The sequence below is a fragment of the Kineococcus lubricus genome (assembly GCF_050871965.1).
Lineage (GTDB): Bacteria > Actinomycetota > Actinomycetes > Actinomycetales > Kineococcaceae > Kineococcus.
In genome coordinates, this window is record NZ_JBJLSK010000024.1 from 42,053 (window position 1) to 61,312 (window position 19,260).

21 protein-coding genes and 1 tRNA gene are annotated in these 19,260 nt (G+C 74.9%); 14 read left to right on the forward strand and 8 right to left on the reverse strand.

The window, feature by feature from the left end:
- The 4 genes from ACRYRX_RS17240 to ACRYRX_RS17255 all read left to right on the forward strand — a co-directional run bounded on the left by ACRYRX_RS17240 (position 1) and on the right by ACRYRX_RS17255 (position 3,756).
- Positions 1-1,593, forward strand: a complete 1,593-nt coding sequence (locus tag ACRYRX_RS17240; RefSeq protein ID WP_432513739.1) for a molybdopterin-dependent oxidoreductase — start codon at positions 1-3, stop codon at positions 1,591-1,593.
- Between the two features lie 148 nt (positions 1,594-1,741).
- Complete coding sequence (locus tag ACRYRX_RS17245) at positions 1,742-2,404, forward strand: fasciclin domain-containing protein (RefSeq protein WP_432513741.1); 663 nt, start codon at positions 1,742-1,744, stop codon at positions 2,402-2,404.
- A gap of 21 nt (positions 2,405-2,425) precedes the next feature.
- Positions 2,426-2,974, forward strand: a complete 549-nt coding sequence (sigK, locus tag ACRYRX_RS17250) for an ECF RNA polymerase sigma factor SigK (RefSeq protein WP_432513744.1) — start codon at positions 2,426-2,428, stop codon at positions 2,972-2,974.
- Positions 2,971-3,756 (forward strand): anti-sigma factor, encoded by a 786-nt coding sequence (locus ACRYRX_RS17255; RefSeq protein ID WP_432513746.1) that lies wholly within the window; start codon positions 2,971-2,973, stop codon positions 3,754-3,756. The genes sigK and ACRYRX_RS17255 overlap by 4 nt, the downstream gene beginning before the upstream one ends.
- Before the next feature lie 15 nt (positions 3,757-3,771).
- Here the strand turns inward: ACRYRX_RS17255 and ACRYRX_RS17260 are convergent.
- Together ACRYRX_RS17260 and bcp are read right to left on the reverse strand one after the other, a co-directional pair.
- Positions 3,772-3,853 (reverse strand) — tRNA-Leu (locus tag ACRYRX_RS17260).
- A 12-nt stretch (positions 3,854-3,865) separates the two neighbouring features.
- Positions 3,866-4,354, reverse strand: coding sequence for a thioredoxin-dependent thiol peroxidase (gene bcp / locus ACRYRX_RS17265; protein ID WP_432513748.1), 489 nt, complete (start codon positions 4,352-4,354; stop codon positions 3,866-3,868).
- Between the two features lie 142 nt (positions 4,355-4,496).
- On the opposite strand from bcp, the gene ACRYRX_RS17270 reads away from it, so the two are divergent.
- The 4 genes from ACRYRX_RS17270 (at position 4,497) to ACRYRX_RS17285 (ending at position 6,883) form a co-directional block, all read left to right on the forward strand.
- A complete protein-coding gene (locus ACRYRX_RS17270) occupies positions 4,497-4,787 on the forward strand; it encodes a DUF3618 domain-containing protein (protein ID WP_432513750.1) in 291 nt (96 codons plus the stop codon).
- A 33-nt stretch (positions 4,788-4,820) separates the two neighbouring features.
- Positions 4,821-5,114: a GroES family chaperonin gene (locus ACRYRX_RS17275; RefSeq protein ID WP_432513784.1), complete on the forward strand. Its 294-nt coding sequence runs from the start codon at positions 4,821-4,823 to the stop codon at positions 5,112-5,114.
- Positions 5,115-5,146: 32 nt separating this feature from the next.
- Complete coding sequence (locus ACRYRX_RS17280) at positions 5,147-6,436, forward strand: cytochrome P450 (protein ID WP_432513787.1); 1,290 nt, start codon at positions 5,147-5,149, stop codon at positions 6,434-6,436.
- A gap of 96 nt (positions 6,437-6,532) precedes the next feature.
- A complete protein-coding gene (locus tag ACRYRX_RS17285) occupies positions 6,533-6,883 on the forward strand; it encodes a hypothetical protein (protein WP_432513753.1) in 351 nt (116 codons plus the stop codon).
- Positions 6,884-6,904: 21 nt separating this feature from the next.
- Here the strand turns inward: ACRYRX_RS17285 and ACRYRX_RS17290 are convergent, their stop codons facing one another.
- Entirely contained in the window at positions 6,905-7,363 is a 459-nt protein-coding gene (locus ACRYRX_RS17290; RefSeq protein WP_432513755.1) for a hypothetical protein, read from the reverse strand.
- A gap of 61 nt (positions 7,364-7,424) precedes the next feature.
- Between ACRYRX_RS17290 and ACRYRX_RS17295 the strand changes: the two genes are divergently transcribed.
- Positions 7,425-8,384, forward strand: a complete 960-nt coding sequence (locus tag ACRYRX_RS17295) for a LysR family transcriptional regulator (RefSeq protein ID WP_432513758.1) — start codon at positions 7,425-7,427, stop codon at positions 8,382-8,384.
- Here ACRYRX_RS17295 and ACRYRX_RS17300 read toward each other — a convergent pair.
- Both ACRYRX_RS17300 and aztD read right to left on the reverse strand, forming a co-directional pair.
- A complete protein-coding gene (locus ACRYRX_RS17300) occupies positions 8,338-9,186 on the reverse strand; it encodes a metal ABC transporter substrate-binding protein (protein WP_432513760.1) in 849 nt (282 codons plus the stop codon). The two genes, ACRYRX_RS17295 and ACRYRX_RS17300, sit on opposite strands and share 47 nt — an antisense overlap.
- Entirely contained in the window at positions 9,183-10,457 is a 1,275-nt protein-coding gene (gene aztD, locus ACRYRX_RS17305; RefSeq protein ID WP_432513762.1) for a zinc metallochaperone AztD, read from the reverse strand. The genes ACRYRX_RS17300 and aztD overlap by 4 nt, the downstream gene beginning before the upstream one ends.
- 112 nt (positions 10,458-10,569) lie before the next feature.
- On the opposite strand from aztD, the gene treS reads away from it, so the two are divergent.
- A complete protein-coding gene (gene treS, locus ACRYRX_RS17310) occupies positions 10,570-12,891 on the forward strand; it encodes a maltose alpha-D-glucosyltransferase (protein ID WP_432513764.1) in 2,322 nt (773 codons plus the stop codon).
- On the opposite strand, the gene ACRYRX_RS17315 is transcribed toward treS, so the two are convergent.
- Positions 12,869-13,903 carry a LacI family DNA-binding transcriptional regulator gene (locus ACRYRX_RS17315; RefSeq protein WP_432513767.1) on the reverse strand — a complete coding sequence of 345 codons (1,035 nt, stop codon included), beginning with the start codon at positions 13,901-13,903 and terminating at the stop codon, positions 12,869-12,871. The two genes, treS and ACRYRX_RS17315, sit on opposite strands and share 23 nt — an antisense overlap.
- A 128-nt stretch (positions 13,904-14,031) precedes the next feature.
- On the opposite strand from ACRYRX_RS17315, the gene ACRYRX_RS17320 reads away from it, so the two are divergent.
- Entirely contained in the window at positions 14,032-14,307 is a 276-nt protein-coding gene (locus ACRYRX_RS17320; protein ID WP_432513769.1) for a WXG100 family type VII secretion target, read from the forward strand.
- Between the two features lie 21 nt (positions 14,308-14,328).
- On the opposite strand, the gene ACRYRX_RS17325 is transcribed toward ACRYRX_RS17320, so the two are convergent.
- The gene (locus ACRYRX_RS17325; RefSeq protein WP_432513771.1) at positions 14,329-14,757 is read right to left on the reverse strand and encodes an Lrp/AsnC family transcriptional regulator; all 429 of its coding nucleotides are present in this window, start codon (positions 14,755-14,757) and stop codon (positions 14,329-14,331) included.
- Between the two features lie 114 nt (positions 14,758-14,871).
- On the opposite strand from ACRYRX_RS17325, the gene ACRYRX_RS17330 reads away from it, so the two are divergent.
- A complete protein-coding gene (locus ACRYRX_RS17330) occupies positions 14,872-15,894 on the forward strand; it encodes an ornithine cyclodeaminase (protein WP_432513773.1) in 1,023 nt (340 codons plus the stop codon).
- Positions 15,895-15,936: 42 nt separating this feature from the next.
- Positions 15,937-16,389 carry a MarR family winged helix-turn-helix transcriptional regulator gene (locus ACRYRX_RS17335; RefSeq protein ID WP_432513776.1) on the forward strand — a complete coding sequence of 151 codons (453 nt, stop codon included), beginning with the start codon at positions 15,937-15,939 and terminating at the stop codon, positions 16,387-16,389.
- On the opposite strand, the gene ACRYRX_RS17340 is transcribed toward ACRYRX_RS17335, so the two are convergent.
- Complete coding sequence (locus ACRYRX_RS17340; protein WP_432513779.1) at positions 16,370-17,662, reverse strand: glycoside hydrolase family 125 protein; 1,293 nt, start codon at positions 17,660-17,662, stop codon at positions 16,370-16,372. The genes ACRYRX_RS17335 and ACRYRX_RS17340 overlap by 20 nt on opposite strands.
- Positions 17,663-17,803: 141 nt before the next feature.
- On the opposite strand from ACRYRX_RS17340, the gene ACRYRX_RS17345 reads away from it, so the two are divergent.
- Positions 17,804-18,913: a glycosyltransferase family 4 protein gene (locus ACRYRX_RS17345; RefSeq protein WP_432513781.1), complete on the forward strand. Its 1,110-nt coding sequence runs from the start codon at positions 17,804-17,806 to the stop codon at positions 18,911-18,913.
- The last annotated feature ends 347 nt before the right edge of the window (positions 18,914-19,260 follow it).

A 19,260-nucleotide genomic window follows, 5' to 3' on the forward strand; every position in this document is an offset into this window, starting at 1 on the left:
GTGAGGACCACCGAGGACGCAGGCACCGGGACGGGCACGGGACGGGGCCCGCGGGCCGGGCGGAGGTGGGCCGGTCCCGCGCTCGGCGCGCTGAGCGGCCTGGTCGCCGCGGCGCTGACGTTCGGCGTGGGACAGCTCGCCGCCGGGGTCGTCTCCCCGTCGGCGGCGCCCGTCGTCGTCGTGGGCGACGCGGTGGTGGACCGGGTGCCGGCCTGGCTCAAGGACGTCGCGATCCGCACCTTCGGCACCGCCGACAAGACGGTGCTGCTGGCGACGATCACGGTGCTGGTGCTGCTGCTGGCCGCCGTGGCCGGGGTCCTGGCCCGGCGCCGGCTCGCCGTCGGCGTGGGCCTGGTCGCGGCCCTGGGCGTGGTGGGCGTCGCCGCGGCGGCGACCCGCCCGGACGCCACCGCGCTGTCCCCGCTGCCCTCGGCGCTGGGCGCCGCGGCCGGGGTGTACTCCCTGGTCCTGCTGACCCGCCGCCTCAGCGGCCCCGGCCACGACAGCGCGCGCGGCACCGACCGGGCCCGGCGGGGCCTGCTGCTGGGCGGGACCGCGGCGGCGGCGCTGGTCACCGGCGGCGGCGGGCAGGCCCTGGTCGCCACCCGCAGCGCCGAGCGGTCCCGCGGCCGGGTGGTGCTGCCCGCCCCGGCCGACCCGGCCCCCGCGCTGCCCGCCGGGCTCGACCCGGCCGACGCGGTCGCCGCGGGGCTCACCGCCTACGTCACGAAGAGCGCCGACTTCTACCGCATCGACACCGCCCTGGTCGTCCCCGACGTGCCGGCCGAGGACTGGTCGCTGCGCGTGCACGGGCTCGTCGAGCGTGAGCTCACCCTCGACTTCGCGGCCCTGCTGGCCAGACCCCTGCGTGAGCGCTGGATCACGATGACGTGCGTGAGCAACGAGGTCGGCGGCTCGTACGTCGGCAACGCCCGCTGGCTGGGGTACCCGCTGCGCGACCTGCTGGCCGAGGCGGGCGTCCGCGACGGGGCCGACATGCTGCTGGCCACCAGCGTCGACGGTTTCACCCTGTCCGCCCCGCTGGCCGAGACCACCGACGGCCGCGACGCCCTGCTGGCCGTCGGGATGAACGGCGAACCCCTGCCCCGCGAGCACGGGTTCCCGGTCCGGATGGTGGTCCCCGGGTTGTACGGGTACGTCTCGGCGTGCAAGTGGGTCGTCGACCTGGAGGTCACGACGTTCGCCGAGAAGACCGCCTACTGGACCGACCGGGGCTGGGCCGAGCGCGGGCCGATCAAGACCGCCTCCCGCATCGACGTGCCGAAGTCCTTCGCGCAGGTGCGCGCGGGGCGCGTGCCCGTCGCCGGGGTCGCCTGGGCCCAGCACCGCGGGATCTCCGCCGTGGAGGTCCGCGTCGACGAGGGGGAGTGGCGGCCGGCGAGGATCCTGCCCTCGGCGTCCTCGGACACCTGGTGCCAGTGGGTGTACGACTGGGCCGCCGACGAACCGGGCAGCCACTCGATCCAGGTGCGCGCCACCGACGGAACCGGTGCGCCGCAGACGGAGACGGTCGTCGCCCCCATCCCGGACGGGTCCAGCGGGTACGACTCCGTGACGGTCACCGTCCGCTGAACCCGGCCCCGAGGGGACCCCCGGGGAACTCCGAGAAAAAAACTCCCGTCCGACCCATCCACCCGCCCGTCGGCGACGAACCCCGGGTGCTCGACCGACCGGAACCACCGGCCCGGAACCACCGGCCCGGAAGCGATGGGAGAAACTCGTGAAACGCACCGGAACCCTGCTCGCGATCGCGGCCACCGCCACCTTCGCCCTCGGCGCCTGCGGCGGTGACAGCACCAGCGGATCCACGGACACGACCAGTTCGACGAGCTCCAGCAGCACCACCACGTCGAGCTCGCCCTCGATGACCAGTTCGGCCGCCGCGATGGAGGGTCCGGTGGGCCCCGGCTGCGCCGACTACGCCGCCGCGAACGCCTCCGGGCCCGCGTCGGTCGACGGCATGGCGCAGGCGCCGCTGGCCAGCGCCGCCGCCGCGAACCCGCTGCTGAAGACGCTGACCGCCGCGGTCTCCGGCCAGCTCAACCCGCAGGTGAACCTCGTGAACGACCTCAACGGCGGGGAGTTCACCGTGTTCGCGCCCGTCGACGACGCGTTCGCGAAGGTCCCCGCGGCCACGCTGGAGGGCCTGAAGACCGACAGCGCCACGCTGCAGAAGATCCTGACCTACCACGTCGTCCAGGGCCGCCTGTCGCCCTCGGAGGTCGCCGGGACGCACACGACCCTGGAGGGCCAGGACCTCACCGTCGCCGGGTCCCCGGAGGCGCTGACCGTCAACGGCTCCACGAACGTGGTCTGCGGCGGGGTGTCCACGCAGAACGCCACGGTGTACCTCGTGGACTCCGTCCTGATGCCGCCCATGTGACCAGGTGACACAGTGGCGTCGATGACGACCACGACCGAGGATGCCCTGGTCGCCGCTGCGGGTGGCGACCAGGGCGCCTTCGCGTCGTTCTACGACGCGACCTCGGCGGCCGTGCACGGCACGGTCCTGCGCGTGCTGCGGGACCGGGCCCAGTCCGAGGAGGTCGTGCAGGAGGTCTACCTGGAGGCGTGGCGGACCGCCGCGCGCTTCGACCCGGCCCGCGGCAGCGCCCGCGGCTGGATCGTCACCATGGCGCACCGGCGGGCGGTGGACCGGGTGCGGGCGGCGGAGGCCAGTTCCCGGCGGGACGAGGTGGTGGGGTACCGGGAGGTGCCCCCGTACGACAGCGTGAGCGAGGAGGTGCAGGTGCTGGTGGAACGCGAAGAGGTGCGCCGTGCGCTGGGCTCGCTGACTCCGCTGCAGCGCGAGGCCATCGACCTCGCCTACTACGGCGGCCGCACCCACCGGCAGATCGCCGACGACCTCGACCTGCCCCTGGGCACGGTCAAGACGCGCCTGCGCGACGGCCTGATCCGGTTGCGCGACACCCTCGGGGTGGTGACCCGGTGACCGGCCGCGAACCCGGCCGCGGCGCCGGCGACGACCCGCTGCTGGCGGCCGCCTGGGCGCTGGACGCCGTGGACGACGAGGAGCGGGCCGCCTTCGAGCGCCGCCTGCGCGAGCACCCCGAGGAGCGCGCGGACGCGGACGCGCTGCGCGAGGCCGTCTCGCACCTGGCCGACGCCGAACCCCCGCCGGAGCGGCTGCGGGCCGCGGTGCTGGCCGCCGTCGCGGCCACCCCGCAGGAGCACCCGCACGGGACGGCGCCCGTGGTGGAGCCCCCGGTGGACCTCGCCGCCGCCCGCGAGCGCCGGGCGGGCCGTCGCGGGCCCTCGCGCTGGAGCGTGCTGGTCGCCGCGGCCGGCGTCGCCGTCGCCGCGGTGGGCGTGGGGACGGGCCTGAACCTCGCCCAGCGCGAGCCGGCGCCCGTCCTCAGCGCCGAGCAGCTCGCCCGCCAGCAGGTGGCCGACCTGCTCGCCGTGCCCGGGGCGACGGTCTCGACGCTGTCGACCACCGCCGGGGGCACCGCGACCCTCGTGCGCGCCGACGGCCGGCTGGGGGTCGTGGCCGCCGGGCTGCCCGCCGCGGGAGCCGGGAAGGGCTACCAGGTGTGGCTGGGCACCGGGGACCACTTCGACTCGGTGGGGATGATGGACCTGTCCGGGGACGGCGGCACCGCGATGGTGCTGGACACCGGGTCCGCCACGGCGCTGGGGATCACGGTGGAACCGGCGGGGGGCTCGCCGCAGCCGACCACGACGCCGGTGCTGCTCGCGCCCCTGACCGCCTGAGGGCGCCTTCCGGGGTGCGGGAGAAGGGACTCGAACCCTCACGCCCGGAGGCACAGGAACCTAAATCCTGCGTGGCTGCCAGTTACACCACTCCCGCTCGCGGGCCAGACTACTGGCCCGCGGCGTCCAGCCCGAGGTCGCGGCGCAGCTTCGCGACGTGGCCGGTGGCCTTCACGTTGTACTGCGCCAGCTCCACGACCCCGTCCGGGCCCACGACCACGGTCGAGCGGACCACCCCGACGGAGGTGCGGCCGTAGTTCGTCTTCTCACCCCACGCCCCGTACGCCTCCAGGACCGCGTGGTCGGGGTCGGACAGCAGCTTGAAGGTGAGGCCGTCGCGCTCGGCGAACTGCGCGAGCTTGTCGACGGGGTCCTTCGAGACGCCCACGACGGTGTACCCGGAGGCGTTCAGCGCGTCGAGGGAGTCGCGGAAGTCGCACGCCTGCGTGGTGCACCCCGGCGTCATCGCGGCCGGGTAGAAGTACACGACGACGTGCCGGCCGGTGTCGGCCAGCAGTTCCCTCAACGTGACCGTGGACCCGTCGTGGGCGGTCAGCGTGAAGTCGGGGGCGAGGTCACCGGGGACGAGACGCGTCATGGACGGCGACGATAGCCCCGCCGCGCCCGGGCTCGGCGCCCCCACCGGGAGGCCAGGGCCGGTCTCGGGTACGGTTCGCGGGACGTCCTAGCAACTCAGGGCAACTCAGCGTGATTCAGTCAGGGTGATTCAGGAGGTGGCCGTGGCGGCCAGCGACGGCAAGGCCGAGATCACGACCAGCGACCCGCGCGCCCTCGAGCGCGAGGTCGAGGCGCGTCGTGCCCAGCTCGCGGGCACCATCGACGAGCTGACCTCCCGGCTCGCCCCGGCCTCGATCGCCCAGCGGTCGCTGGCCACCGCGCGCGGCCGCGTCGAGGGGTTCGTCTTCGACCACCGCGGTGGTCTGCGCGTCGAGCGCGTCGCCGCCGTCGGCGTGGCCGTCCTGGGGGTCACCACGTTCCTGGTGGTCCGCGCCGTCCGCAAGCGCCGCTGACCGGTGTCCGCCGCCGACCAGCTGCCCGTCCGGATGCTGCACGACCGCGTGCTGGTGCTCCCGGACGACGCCGCCGAGCGCAAGTCCTCGGCGGGCATCCTCATCCCCGCCACGGCCGCCGTCGGCCGCCGGCTCAGCTGGGCCGCGGTCGTGGCCGTCGGCCCGCACGTCCGCCAGGTCGCCACCGGCGACAAGGTGCTGTTCGACCCCGAGGACAAGGCCGAGGTCGAGCTGCACGGCAAGGGGTACACGCTGCTGCGTGAACGCGACCTGCACGCGGTCGCCGCGCCGGGCGAGGCGGACGGCGGGACCGGGCTGTACCTCTGAACCGGTACTCCCCGCTCGACGTCCCCGGCCCGCTGCCGTGGGACATGGTGCGCTCGGTCCCGCGGATCCTGCGGGCCCCGCACCTCTTCCTCACCGACGTCACCGCCCGGCACGGCCGCGCGGCGGCGATCCCGCTGCCCCGCACCCCCGTGCTGGTGCTGGCCGACCCCGCCGGGGTCCGGCGGGTGCTCGTCGAGAACGCCCGCGGCTACGGCAAGGCGACGATCCAGTACTCGGCCCTGGCCACCGTGACCGGCCCCGGGCTGCTCGCGGGGGACGGCGTCCGGTGGCGGGCCCACCGCCGCGTCGTCCAGCCCGCCTTCCACCACGGCGGCCTGCGCGACGTCGCCGGGCACGCCGTCCGCGCCGGCCTGCGGCTGGCCGCCGAGGCCGACGCCCTGCCCGCCGGGACCCCGATGGAGGTGCTGGACGCCACCTCCCGCGCCGGGCTGGAGGTCGTGGGCCACACCCTCGCCGCCGCCGACCTGTCGGCCGACGCCCCGTTGCTGGTCGAGGCCGTGGGCCGCGCGCTGGAGGTCGTCGTGCGGCGCGCCGCCAGCCCCGTCCCCGCGTCCTGGCCCACCCCCTCCCGGCGCCGGCTGGCCCGCGCGGTCGCCACCGTCGACGAGGTCTGCGCCCGCGTCGTGCAGCGGCGGGCCGACCGCGGCCTCGACGACCCCCGCGACCTCGTGGGCCTCATGCTGGCCGCCGGGATGGACGACCGGCAGGTCCGCGACGAGCTCGTGACGTTCGTGGTGGCCGGGCACGAGACCGTCGCCAGCTCCCTGACCTGGACCCTGCACCTGCTCTCGCGCCACCGGGCCGCCCTGGACCGGGCGCGGGCGGAGGCCGTGGCGCTCGGCGGCGTCCCGACGTGGGACGACCTGCCCCGGCTGCCGTACCTGCGCGCCGTCGTCGACGAGGCGCTGCGGCTGTTCCCCCCGGCCTGGGTCATCACCCGCACCGCGCTGGCCGACGACGAGGTCGCCGGGGTGCCGGTCCCGGCGGGCACGCTCGTCATCGTCTGCACGTGGGCGCTGCACCGCGACCCCGAGCTGTGGGAGGCGCCGGGGGAGTTCCGCCCCGAGCGGTTCCTCGACGGCGCCCGGCACGACCACTACGTGCCGTTCGGGGCGGGGCCCCGGTTGTGCATCGGCCGCGACCTCGCGCTGGTCGAGGAGGTGCTGGTCCTGGCGGCGCTGCTGCGCACCCACACGGTGCGCCCGGCGGGCCCGGAACCGGCGGTGGACGCGCTGGTGACGTTGCGCCCGAAGGGCGGTCTGCCGCTGCACGTCGAGCGGGTCGTTGCGCCGGAGGGGTGAACCCGGGCCGGAACCCTCAACCCCGGACCGGGGTCGTCCGATGGTCCGGCACGGTCCGGCGGAGGACCGCTGAGCAACGGTGCTGAGGAGGAATCCGTGAAACCGCTCCACCAGGTCCTGAGGGACCTCGAGTTCACCGCCCACCAGGGACTGCTGACGCCGTCGTTCCTGGACTCCTACGCCCTGCGCCACGGGGAGCAGGTGTTCGCGCTGTACGGCCTCGCCGCGCGCCACGGCCTGCCCGTCGCGCCCGAGGAGGGCCGCAACGAGCACCTCGCCGAGGTGCGGGAGTGGCACGGGGAGGTGGACCTGGCGGCGGTCGAGCGGGCGCTGGACGCCCGCAGCGCCGCCGAGGTCCGCGCCGTCCACGAGGCCGCCGAGGACGGCCGTCCCGCCGTGCTGCGCAAGCGGAACCGGTCGTCGTCCCACCCCGTGCTCAACGGCTGAGGCGCCCGCGCGGTCACGGGGTCAGGGCATCTCCATCGTCTCGGCCCGGTGGACCTCCGACAGGGCCGCGTCGAGGGCTCGCCGCAGGGGACGCCCCGGCCCGGTCGCCAGGTCGTGCACCAGCAGCAGGGAGTGCTGCAGCACGAGCGCGTGACCGAGCCGGGGGACCTCCTCGGGGTCGGGGTGCTCGCCCAGGGCCGCGGTCAGGACGACGACGAGGATCCGCGGGTCCAGGCCGTCGAACCACTGCGCGGCGCGCGCCGTCGCGGCGACCGCGTCCCGCAGGTCGTCGGCGTCGAGGCCGTCGGGGTGGCGTTCCTCCAGGGCGCGGCGCAGGACCCAGCCGAGGACGACCCGGGCCTGCTCGGCGTCGAAGCGGGCCAGTTCCGCGCTCGCGCCGGCGAAACCCCCGGCGTCGCCGACGGCGTCGACGGCGCGGGTGACCAGGCGCAGCAGGAGGGCGGGGTCGGCGGAACTCACCGGCACATCATCTCCCGCGCGACCTGCCCGCGCGGTGTCCCCGCCCGACTACCCTGCGCCGGTGACCCTCGAGCGCGTCCCCGACCTGACCTCGCTGCGGCTGCTCGTCGCGGTCGTCGAGGCCGGGTCGATCGGGCGCGGGGCCCGCGCCGTGGGGCTGACGCAGCAGGCGGCCTCGGACCGGTTGCGCGCCATGGAGTCCCAGGTGGGGGTGGCGCTGCTGCACCGCAGCCGCCAGGGGTCGGCGCCGACGGCGGCGGGCACGGTCCTGGCCGGCTGGGCGGCGCGGTTGCTGGAGGTCGCCACGGAGGTCGCCGAGGGCATCGGCACCCTGCGCGCCGACCGGGCGGCGCGGGTGCGGGTGGCCTCCAGCATGACGATCGCCGAGCACCTGCTCCCGCGGTGGCTGCTGGTCCTGCGCCAGCGCGCCGAGGCGGCCGGGACGCCGCCGCACGCGGTGGAGCTGGTGGCGACGAACTCGGTGCGCGTGCTGGCCGCGGTGCAGGACGGCGACGCCGACCTGGGGTTCGTGGAGGGGCCGGCGGTGCCGCGCAGCGTGCGCAGCCGCGAGCTCCTGGACGACCACCTCGTCGTGGTGGTCGCCCCCGCGCACCCGTGGACCCGGCGCCGTCGGCCCGTGGACGCGGCCGAGCTGGCCGCCACCGCGCTGGTCTCGCGGGAGACCGGCTCGGGGACCCGCGACGTCCTGGGGCGGGCGTTCGCGGCGGCCGGTGTCGTCCCGGTGTCCCCGGCGGTCGAGCTGACGACCGCGACGAGCGTGCGCGAGGCCGTCCGCGCCGGGGCCGGGGTGGCGGTGCTCAGCCGCCTCGCGGTGGCCGACGACCTGGACGCCGGGCGGCTGGCCGTGGTGGCCGTGCAGGGCCTGGACCTGCGCCGGACGCTGCGCGCGGTGTGGACGGGCGCGGCGCGGATGGCGCCGGGCCCGGCGCGGGAACTGCTGGAGGTGGCCTCCGTCAGCAGGCCAGCCCGTCCTGCAGGGCCGTCAGGTTCTGCCGCATGAGGCCCAGGTAGTCCTCGCCCTCGTCCACCCGCTCGACGGGGTGCAGCACGGACGTCCTCACGCCCAGCTCGGTGGCCAGCTTCTCGGCGACGGCCGGGTTGGCCGACGACTCGAAGAAGATGGTCCGCACGGAGTTGTCCCGGGCCACGGCCAGGACGTCGCGGACGCGGGCCGGGGACGGTTCGACGGACGGGTCGATCCCGGCGATGCCGATCTGCCGCAGGCCGTACCGGTCGGCGAGGTACCCGAACGCCTCGTGGGAGGTGACGAGGGCGGCGCCCCGGCACGGGGCCAGGGCCGCGGCGTAGTCGGCGTCGAGGTCCGTCATCTCCCGCCGCAGGGCCGCCGCCCCGGCGCGGTAGGCCTCCTCCCCGGAGGGGTCCACCTCCGTGAGCTCGTCGGCGACGTCGTCGCCGAGCTCGGCCATCAGCGTCGGGTCGAGCCAGAAGTGCGGGTCCCGGTCGAGGTCGGCGTAGGTCGCGGCGTCGACGAGGTGCTCGGGGGGCCGGGAGGACAGGGCGGCGTCGACGGCCGGTTGCATGGAGCTCAGGTGCACCACGACGTCGGCGTCGACGAGGTCGGCCAGCTGCCGGGTCGAGATGTCGGCGTCGTGGCTGTCCGCGCCGGGGGCGACGAGGTTGCTCACGTCGGCGCGCTCGCCGGCCACGGCGGCCGCGACGTGCTCCAGCGGGTGCGAGGTCGTCACGACCGACAGCCGCCCGTCCGGCTCGCCGGCCGCGGGGGACCCGCAGCCGGCGAGCAGGGCGAGGGCGGCGCCGGCCCCCAGGAGGGGGTACCTCACTCGGTGACCTCGCCGGGGACGGCGGTGAGCTCGTTGGGGGTCACCTTCAGCGTGCCGCTGGCGTAGACCTCGCCGGTTTCGATGTCGACGGCGTGGATCTCCTTCGTCGCCGGTTCGGTGACGTACGCGGTGCCGTCCATCGTGAACACCTGCGGCTGGGGGGCCTGCCAGTCCTCCTGGACCTCCCACGGGTCGACGACCGGGGTGGAGCGGGTGACGGTGCCGGCGGCGGTGTCGACGAGGTGCAGCTGCCCGTCGGTGCCGAGCACGACGCCCTCGCCGTTCTCGCCGCGGCCGATGGAGCGGTACCAGTAGGAGGTGCCGCCGGGCAGTTCGACCAGGCGCAGGGTCGCGGTGGTCGTGTCGATGAGGGAGATGCGGGTGGTGAGGTCGACCTCGGCGTCGGGGTTCGACTTGTAGTCGCCCACGACGATCGGGGACTCGTCGGTGCCCCACTGGTTGCCGATGCGGCCGTAGGCGTCCGGGCTCTGGACCTTGGTGATCTCGGTGCCCTTGACGACGAGCACGCCGTCGCTGCAGCCGATGACGACGGTCTCGTCGGCGGCGACGGTCTCGCCGTGGGTGTTCGGGCACTGGTCGTTCGCGGCGATCTGCTCGTCCTGCGCGTCGAGGACGCGGATGCCCGTGCGGGCCTCCTCGGTGCCCTCGGTCACGACCATCGTGCCGTCGGAGCGTTCGACGGCGACGCCGTGGTGGGCGGCGGGGGTGGTGTACTCGCGGGCCTCGCCCTCGGCGACGGCGTCGTGGGCGACGTGCTCGGAGTCGAAGGACACGACGTGGCCGGTGCCGTCGTCGAACAGGGTGGTCTTGCCGGCGTGGCGGACGACGTGGCCGGGCTTCTCGGCCGCGTAGACCACGTCGGTGTCGTGCGGTTCGGCCGTGTAGTAGTGCGCGTGGTCGCCGTGCGGCTCGCTCCAGGCGCCGGCGTCGACGACGTGGAAGCCGCCGGCGGCGGAGACCACGACGTGCCGGCCGTCACCGGCGGGGTTGAGGCGGGTGAAGCCGTCGAAGGGCAGGTCGGCCAGCACCTCGAAGGTGGCGGCGTCGAGCACCTGGACGCCGCCGTCGTAGGTGACGGCCACGCGGGCCTTGGCCGCGCCGACCTCGGTGGCCTCGGCCTCGGCGCGGTGGTCGTCCCCGGAGCTGGCGGCGGGGGCGGCGGGGGTCTCGGCGGAGCTGCCGCCGCAGGCGGCGAGCAGGGTCAGGGAGAGGGGGAGGGCGGTCAGGACGAGCAGCGGGCTGCGGCGCACGGGGGAGGTCCAACCTGGTCGGGAGCTGTGAACGAGGCGTACCGTAACACGACTGAGAACCGTTACCAGTACCACCGCCCGGGACGGCGGGCGGGCTCCCGAACGCCTCCGGATGAGAAGCGGGCCGGTCTGTGGTGGGGTGAGGTCCGTGGACGAGACCGACGTGACCGCTGAGATCGCCGAACCGATCGAGCACGAGCCGAGCGAGATCACGTACGACGAGCAGCGCTACCCCGCCAGGCCCCGCTCGTTGCGGCGCCCGCGCCCCCAGGCCCGGCTGCGCGGCACCGACGCGCCGCCGCGCCCCACCGCCGGGGAGGGGCCGGCGGACGGGTCGAATCCCGAGTACGTCCGGTGGCTCCTCGCGCAGTCCATGCTGGCCGACGCCCAGAAGATCAGCCGGCAGTTCTCCGGCCAGTCGATCATGTGGCAGAACCCCTACGCCAAGCCCGACCCGCGGCGCGCGGTCGACACGGCGGCGGTGTGGTTCACCGCCTACCCCATCTCGCTCGTGACGCGCCCGGGACGGTCCTTCCTCGGCTCCCTGGGCGACCCCGCGCTGTGGGAGGCGTTCCAGCGCATCGGCATCGACGCCGTCCACACCGGCCCCGTGAAGGCCGCCGGCGGCCTCGACGGCTGGCGGCAGACCCCCAGCGTCGACGGCCACTTCGACCGCATCTCCACCGAGATCGACCCCATGTTCGGCACCGAGGGCGAGTTCCGGCACCTGTGCGAGGTCGCGGCCGAGCACGACGGCAGCGTCATCGACGACATCGTGCCCGGGCACACCGGCAAGGGCGCGGACTTCCGCCTCGCCGAGATGGCCTTCGGGGACTACCCCGGGATCTACCACATGGTGGAGATCCCGCGCGAGCACTGGGGCCTGCTGCCCGAGGTCCCCCCCGGCCACGACGCGGCGAACCTCGACGCGACCTCCGAGGGGGCCCTGTCGGAACTGGGCTTCATCATCGGGCAGCTGCAGCGCGTCATCTTCTACGCCCCCGGCATCAAGGAGACGAACTGGTCGGCGACCCGCGAGGTCGAGGGCGTCGACGGCGTGACCCGCCGCTGGGTCTACCTGCACTACTTCAAGCAGGGGCAGCCGTCGGTGAACTGGCTCGACCCCTCCTTCGCCGGGATGAAGCTCGTCATCGGTGACGCCCTGCACTCCCTGGGGGACCTGGGGACGAGCGCGCTGCGCCTGGACGCCAACGGTTTCCTCGGTGTCGAGAAGAGCGTCGAGGGCCCGGCGTGGTCCGAGGGGCACCCGCTGTCGGAGGCCGCCAACCACCTCATCGCCGGGATGGTCCGCAAGGTCGGCGGGTTCACGTTCCAGGAGCTGAACCTGACCATCGAGGACATCCGCGACACCTCCGAGGTGGGCGCGGACCTGTCCTACGACTTCATCACCCGGCCCGGGTGCCAGCACGCCGTCGCGACGGGGGACACCGAGTTCCTGCGCCTGTGCCTGCGCCAGGCCCTCGAACTCGGCGTCGACCCCGCCTCCCTGGTGCACGCGCTGCAGAACCACGACGAGCTCACCTACGAGCTCGTCCACTGGGCCACCCGGCACGCCGAGGACGAGTACGAGTTCCGCGGCGGCACCATCACCGGGGAGAAGCTCGCCGAGACGATCCGCGCCGACCTCGTCGACCGGATCACCGGGGAGAACGGCCCCTACAACCTCGTCTTCACGACCAACGGCATCGCCTGCACGAGCGCCAGCGTCATCGCCGCCAGCCGCGGGCACCGCGACCTGGACGCGCTGACCGAGGAGGACGTCGAGCAGGTCAAGCGGGCCCACCTGCTCATGGCGATGTTCAACGCCTGGCAGCCGGGGGTCTTCGCCCTGTCCGGCTGGGACCTGCTCGGCATGCTGCCGCTGCCGGTGGAGAGCGTGAAACCCCTGCTGAGCTCCGGGGACACCCGGTGGATCGAGCGCGCCGGGCACGACCTCATGGGCGTCGCCCCCGAGGCCACGACGTCCGCCTCCGGCATTCCCGTCGGCCGGTCCCTGTACGGGACGGTGCCCGAGCAGCTCGCGGACGAGAACTCCTTCGCGAACCGGCTGCGGGAGATCCTCCAGGTCCGCCGCGACCACCGCATCGCCACCGCGCGGCAGATCGACATCCCGCCCGTCGCGCACCCGAGCATGCTGGTGATGGTCCACGAGCTCGACCCCGCCGACCACGCCGGACGGCCCGCCCTGCAGGTCACCGTCCTGAACTTCGGCGCGGAGACCATCGAGGGGTCGGTGCGGTCGGAGTTCTTCACCCCGCGCGTCCCCGTCGTCGACCTGTCCAACGACTCCGAGATCGGCTGGGTCGACGACCTCAAGAGCTTCGGGGTCTGGCTGGCGCCCTACGCCGGGATGTCGCTCCTGCTGTGCGAGAAGGGCCCCGAGGAGGAGATCAGGCGTCCAGAGGGACGTTGAACGGCGTGACGATCTGGATGGGGGACGCCCTCCCGACGAGCTCGGAGCGCGTGTAGGGGGCCTGCAGCAGCATCCGGCACGCGTGCCGGCAGTCGCTGCGCAGGTCGTGGTGCAGCACGGCGGACAGTTCGCCGTGCCGCAGCAGGTCGGCGTTCTCCCCGTCCAGGTCGTGCGCGACGAAGGCGACCGGCCGGGTCCGCGCCCGCTCGAAGGCGCGGACCACGGCCGCGTTGCCGCCGGCCCCGGCGCACATCGAGTACACGGCCCGCAGTTCGGGGCGCCCGGCGAGGACCCGGGCGACGGCGTCCTCCAGCACGAGCGGGTCGCGGTCGTCGTCGACGACGTCGACCACCGGCCGGACCGAGCCCTCCAGCTGGGCCAGGGCCGCCTCGAAACCCCGCCACCGCTCCCGCTCGGAGTCCTGCGGCTGGAGGCTGCGCACCACCAGGACCGTCTCGGTGGGGTCCGGCACCCACTGGGTCAGCAGGTACGCCGCCGTCGCCCCGGCGCCCCGGTTGTCGGCGCCCACGTACCCGCGCCGGCTGCTGCCGGGCAGGTCGCTGGCCAGGGTGACCACCGGGACGCGGGCCCGGTCGAGGGCGTCCACGGCCTCGCGGACCACGGGCAGGTCCGGGGACTGGAGCACGACGCCGTTGGACCCGGTGCGCAGCACCCGTTCGAGTTCAGCGGCCACCCAGTCGCCCCCCGCCCCGGCGGAGGTGTGGAACCGTGCCCGGACCGTGGCCGGGTGCAGCGAGGGCAGTTCGACCTCCAGGGCCCGGCGCACGGCGTCGGCGAAACGCCGCGGGGCCGCCATGACGACGTCGAACATGACCGTCCGGCCCGTGAGCCGCACCTGCGAGCGCTGGCGTTCGAGGTCCTCGACCGCGCGCCGCACCTGCTCGACCGTCGCGGCCCGCACCCCGGGCCGTTCGTGGAGCACGCGGTCGACGGTCGCCTCGGACAGCCCCGCCTGGACGGCGATGTCCCGCACGCTGAACTTGCGTCTCACCACGGGATGTTCCCACGCTCACCCGGATGCGCGTGGCAGGCGGGTGGTGGTGACCGGATCCGGCGTCCGGGCCGCGGGACCGGCCCTACCGTCGTCCCGAACGTCCCCCGACCCGAAGGAGAACCGCCGTGGCCACCGTCGGCGCCGAACTGTCCACCCTCGCCAGCCTCCACCGCACCTTCAACCAGAAGGCGCAGGAGGCCCTCGACATCAAGAGCACCGTGGAGTCCGGGGTGAACTCCGCGGTCTGGACCGGCACCTACTCCGAGCAGTTCCGCACGGCCTGGCAGGAGTACAAGCAGAACCTCGACAAGCTGAACCTGGCGCTGCTCGACGCCGCGCGCGACGTGCAGAGCAACCACAACAACATCGCCGCCGCGACCGGTGAGGGCGACCGCATCTGAGGCGGCCCGCCGCGGCGGGGGTCACATGAGCACCGACGACAGCAGCAGGCTCGTCTCGGAGTTCACGACGCCCTCGACCGACCGGATGCGCCCCAGCGTCCGGTCGAAGTCGGCCAGGGACGTCGTGCGGATCTCCGCCACCAGGTCCCACCCGCCGTTGGTCGTGTGCAGCGACACGACCTCCGGCAGGCCGCGCAGCCGCTGGATCACCCGGTCGGTCGCCCGGCCCTCCAGCTCGATGAACGAGATCGCCCGGACCTCGCCCTCGGCCCCCTCGCGCACCCGCGTGGTGAAACCCAGGATCGTGCCGTTCGCCTGGAGCCGGGCGATCCGGTGGGTCACGGTGGCCCGGGTCACGCCCAGGCGGCGGGCCAGCGACGCGGCGGGTTCCCGAGCGTCCGCGCGCAGCGCGGCCAGCAGCCGGCGGTCCAGGTCGTCGAGGTCGGCCATGGACCGAATCTAGGCGGTGTGCTCGGTCGCCGTGCCCGATCCGCGCACCCGTACCGGGCAGATCGCGCGGTTCGGAGGTTGTCCGGGCTCGTGGGCCCTTCCTAGCCTCGCCCCATGTTGTTCCTGAGCGTGCGCAACGCAGCCCGGTGGGTGACGGCCACCGGCCCCGAGACCGTCCTGGCCGGCCTCGTCGACGCGCTGGAGCGCGACGTCCGCCGCTGGCCGCAGTTCGAGCGGACCCCGCGGCTGGCCTCGCACAGCGACGTCGGCGTCATCGAGCTGATGCCCACCACCGACGGTGAGCAGTACGCGTTCAAGTACGTTAACGGTCACCCGGGCAACCCCGCCCACGGCCTGCCGACGGTCGCGGCGTTCGGCGTGCTGGCCGACGTCCGCACCGGCTACCCGACGTTCCTGGCGGAGATGACGCTGCTGACGGCCCTGCGCACCGCCGCCACCTCCGCCCTCGCGGCCCGCTGGCTGGCCCCGCCGGACGTCGACGTCATGGCGCTGGTGGGCGCCGGGTCGCAGGCGGAGTTCCAGGCCCTGGCGATGCGGTCCCAGCTCGGCGTGCGCCGGCTGCGGGTCGTCGACGTCGACCCGGGGGCGGTCGAGAAGCTCGTGCGGAACCTGGCCCCGCTGGGGTTCGAGATCGAGGTCTGCGCCTCGGTGGCGCAGGCCGTGCGGGGGGTGGGGCTGGTCACCACCTGCACGGCCGACAAGCAGAACGCCACCGTCCTGCACCTGGAGGACCTGACCCCCGGCGCGCACGTCAACGCCATCGGCGGGGACTGCCCGGGCAAGACCGAGCTCGACCCGCGGATCCTCGACCACGCCGACGTCGTGGTCGAGCACGCGCCGCAGACGCGGATCGAGGGGGAGGTGCAGCAGCGCCCGGCCGACTTCCCCGTCACCGAGCTGTGGCAGGTGGTCCGCGGGGAACGACCGGGCCGCACCGCCCCCACCCGCACCACGGTGTTCGACTCGGTGGGGTTCGCGATCGAGGACTTCTGCGTCCTGGCGTACGCCCGGGACGCCGTCCGGGGGACCCCCTTCGCCGAGGACGTCGACCTCGTCGCCACCCCGGAGGACCCCAAGGACCTCTTCGGGATGCTGGGGGCGCCCGTCCCGGTGTGAGTGGTGCGCTAACCGTTCGCGCGCGAACGGTATCGTGGGGGGATGACGACCGAGCAGACCACCGACCCGCTCGCCCTGGAGCGGCAGGTCTGCTTCGCCCTCGTGGTGGCCGCCCGCACCGTCCTGTCCGTCTACCGGCCCGTCCTGGAACCGCTGGGCCTCACCCACCCGCAGTACCTCGTGATGCTCGCCCTGTGGGGCCGGGAGCCGATGTCGGTGCGCGAGCTGAGCGAAGCCCTCCAGCTCGACCCGCCGACGCTGTCGCCGCTGCTCAAGCGCCTGGAGGCGAGCGGCCTGCTGGAACGCCGGCGGCTGCCCGAGGACCAGCGGACGCTGGCGGTGACCCTCACCGACGCCGGGTGGGCGCTGCGGGAACGGGCCCTGGAGGTGCCCGGCAAGGTCGTCGAGGCCCTCGGCGTCGACGTCGCCGAGCTCGAACGGCTGCGGGACGGGCTGACGGGCGTCATCGACGCCGCTACCGGTCGAGGTCGGTGACCCGCAGCCCCAGCAGCGACAGCGCCAGCTCGCAGAACGTCGAGTCGGCCCAGGAGAACCACTCCCGCGTCCACCGCGACGGGTCGTCGACGTGGAAGCCCTCGTGCACCCGGCCGGTCCCGCCGTCGCAGTCGGCCACCAGGCGCAGCGTCCGCACCGCCTCCTCCTGCGAGCCGCTCGTCAGGGCCTGCACGCACAGCGCGATCGGCCACACGTAGCGGTCCGGGGTGTGCGGGCTGCCGATCCCGGTCGCCGCCGAGCCCCGGTGGAACCACGGGTTCGCGTCCGAGAGCACCAGCGCCCGCGTCGCCACGTACAGCGGGTCGTCGGCCGCGCACGCCCCCAGCAGCGGCAGCGACAGCAGGCTCGGCACGTTCGCGTCGTCGGCCAGCAGGTGGTGGCCCAGCCCGTCGACCTCGTACGCCCAGACCCGCCCGTGCCCGGGGTGGTCCACGACCCCGTGCGCGGCGACGCCGGCCCGCAGCTGCCCGGCCAGGTCCTCGGCGTCCCGCGCCAGGGCGGGGTCGGCGAAGACCTCCCGCGCGAAGCTCGCCACGTGGTCCAGGGCGCGCGCGGCGAACAGGTTCGCCGGGACGTTGTACCCGTACTCGCACGCGTCGTCGCTGGGGCGGAAACCGGACCAGGTCATGCCGGTGCGGGCCACGGGAGTGCCCAGCCCGTCGCGGTCCAGGGTCTCGCTGCGCAGGTCGGTGGGCCGCACGAAGCGGTAGGGGGAGCGCTCCTCGTGGTCCTGCTCCAGCCGCCACAGGTCGACGACCGCGCGCATCGCGGGGTGCGCGTCCGGCCCGAGCAGGTCGTCGCGGCCGCTGGCGCGGCGCAGCCGGTGGGCCAGCAGCACGGGGAAGGCCAGGGAGTCCACCTCGTACTTGCGCTCCCACAGCCACGGGTCGTCGCTGGTGTCGCCCGGTTCGTGGCAGCGGCCGGTGGGGCCGTCGTTGAAGGCGTTGGCGTACGGGTCGTGCCGGATCGCGGCGAACTGGGTGCGCAGGACGCCGGCGATGACGTCGACCAGGGCCGGGGCCCGGTCCAGCAGCAGCAGGTAGGTCTGCCACTGCGCGGTCGAGTCGCGCAGCCACATGGCCGGGATGTCGCCGGTGACGACGAACACCGTCCCGTCCTCGCGCACCGTCGGGGTCCGTTCCACCGTCTCGCGCAGGGCGCGGGCGAAGATCCTCCCCACCCGCTCACCCGCGCGCCGGGTCACCTCGACCGTCAGGTCGTCCACCAGCGCCGTCGGCAGCAGCTCGTCCACGGCGCCACTGTAGAGGCTGCCTGGGAACGATCTCAGGTGATCGGCCGATCCGCGCCGACCCGGGAAGTTCGCGCGGCGTTCAGCCGGTCTCCGCCCGGCGGGACCTGCCCCGGCCCCCGGCCCCCCGCCACCCTGGGGGCCGTGCGAGTAGCGATCGTCACCGAGTCCTTCCTGCCCCAGGTCAACGGGGTCACCGGCTCCGTCCTGAAGGTCGTCGACCACCTCCGGGCCCAGGGGCACCAGCCGCTCGTCGTGGCCCCGGGCCCCGGCCCGTCCCACCACGCCCCGTCCACTGGCGACCCCGTCCGCGTCGTCCGCATCCCCTCCGCCCCGCTGCCGGGCTACGCCGAGCAGCGGGTCGCGGTCCCCGGGTTCCGCCTCGCCCAGACCCTGCACGAGTTCGCCCCCGACGTCGTCCACCTGGCCGCCCCCGCCGTCCTGGGCGCGCAGGCCGCCACCCTCGCCCAGCGGGCCGGCGTCCCCGCGGTCGCCGTCTACCAGACCGACCTGCCCGGCTACGCCCGGCGGTACGGCTGGCACGGCGCGTCGCAGGCCGTGTGGCGCTGGCTGCGACGCGTCCACGAGATGGCCGCCCGCACCCTCGCCCCGAGCCGGCACGCCTGCGCCGAACTCGTCGCGCACGGGTTCCCCGATGTCTCGCGCTGGCCCCGCGGCGTCGACGTCGAACGGTTCCACCCCCGCTTCCGCGACGACGACCTGCACCGCCGGTTCGCCCCCCGCGGTGAACTCGTCGTCGGGTACGTGGGGCGGCTGGCGAAGGAGAAGGAGCTCGACCTGCTGCGGTCCGTGCACGGGCTGCCCGGGGTCCGCCTCGTCGTCGCCGGCGACGGCCCGCAGCGCGCGCACCTGCAGCGGGTCCTGCCCGGCGCCCGGTTCCTCGGGATGGTCCGCGGCCCGGGACTGTCCCGGGTGTTCGCCTCGCTCGACGTGTTCGTGCACACCGGCCGGCACGAGACGTTCTGCCAGACCGCCCAGGAGGCCCTCGCCAGCGGCGTCCCCGTCGTGGCGCCCGCCGCCGGCGGGCTGCTCGACATCGTCGACCCCGGCGTGAACGGGGTGTTCTTCACCCCCGGCGACCGGCGGGGGCTGCGGGACGTCGTGGAGGGTCTCCACCGCGACGGCGCCGCCCGCGCCGCCCTGGCCGGCCGGGCCCGCGCCTCCGTCGCGGGCCGCGACTGGCACTCGGTGGGACAGGACCTGCTGGCGACCTACCGCGCGGTCGCCGCGTGAGGGGCCATCGCCGCCCGCGAACCCCTGCGGGGCAACGGATCGGCCGGTGGACGTGGCCCCTCCCAGGGATCGCCCCACCCCTCGGCGATCGAGGACTCCTGTGTCCTTGATCGCCGAGGGGGAGAGGGGGTGTAACAACGGCGGGAGCTGTGGCGTCCTCTCACCGACGGAGCCGGGAACGCAGTCAGCGTGGCCGAACCTCCGCACTGGTTCGAGAGGTACGAGCACCATGAACGTCCAGCACTCCAAGGTCCTCACCGCCGGTGTCCTGACCGCCGCGGCCCTGCTCGGCGGGGCCGGGGTCGCCGCCGCGGCCGGCCCGGTCACCGGGACCGGCACCGGTTCGG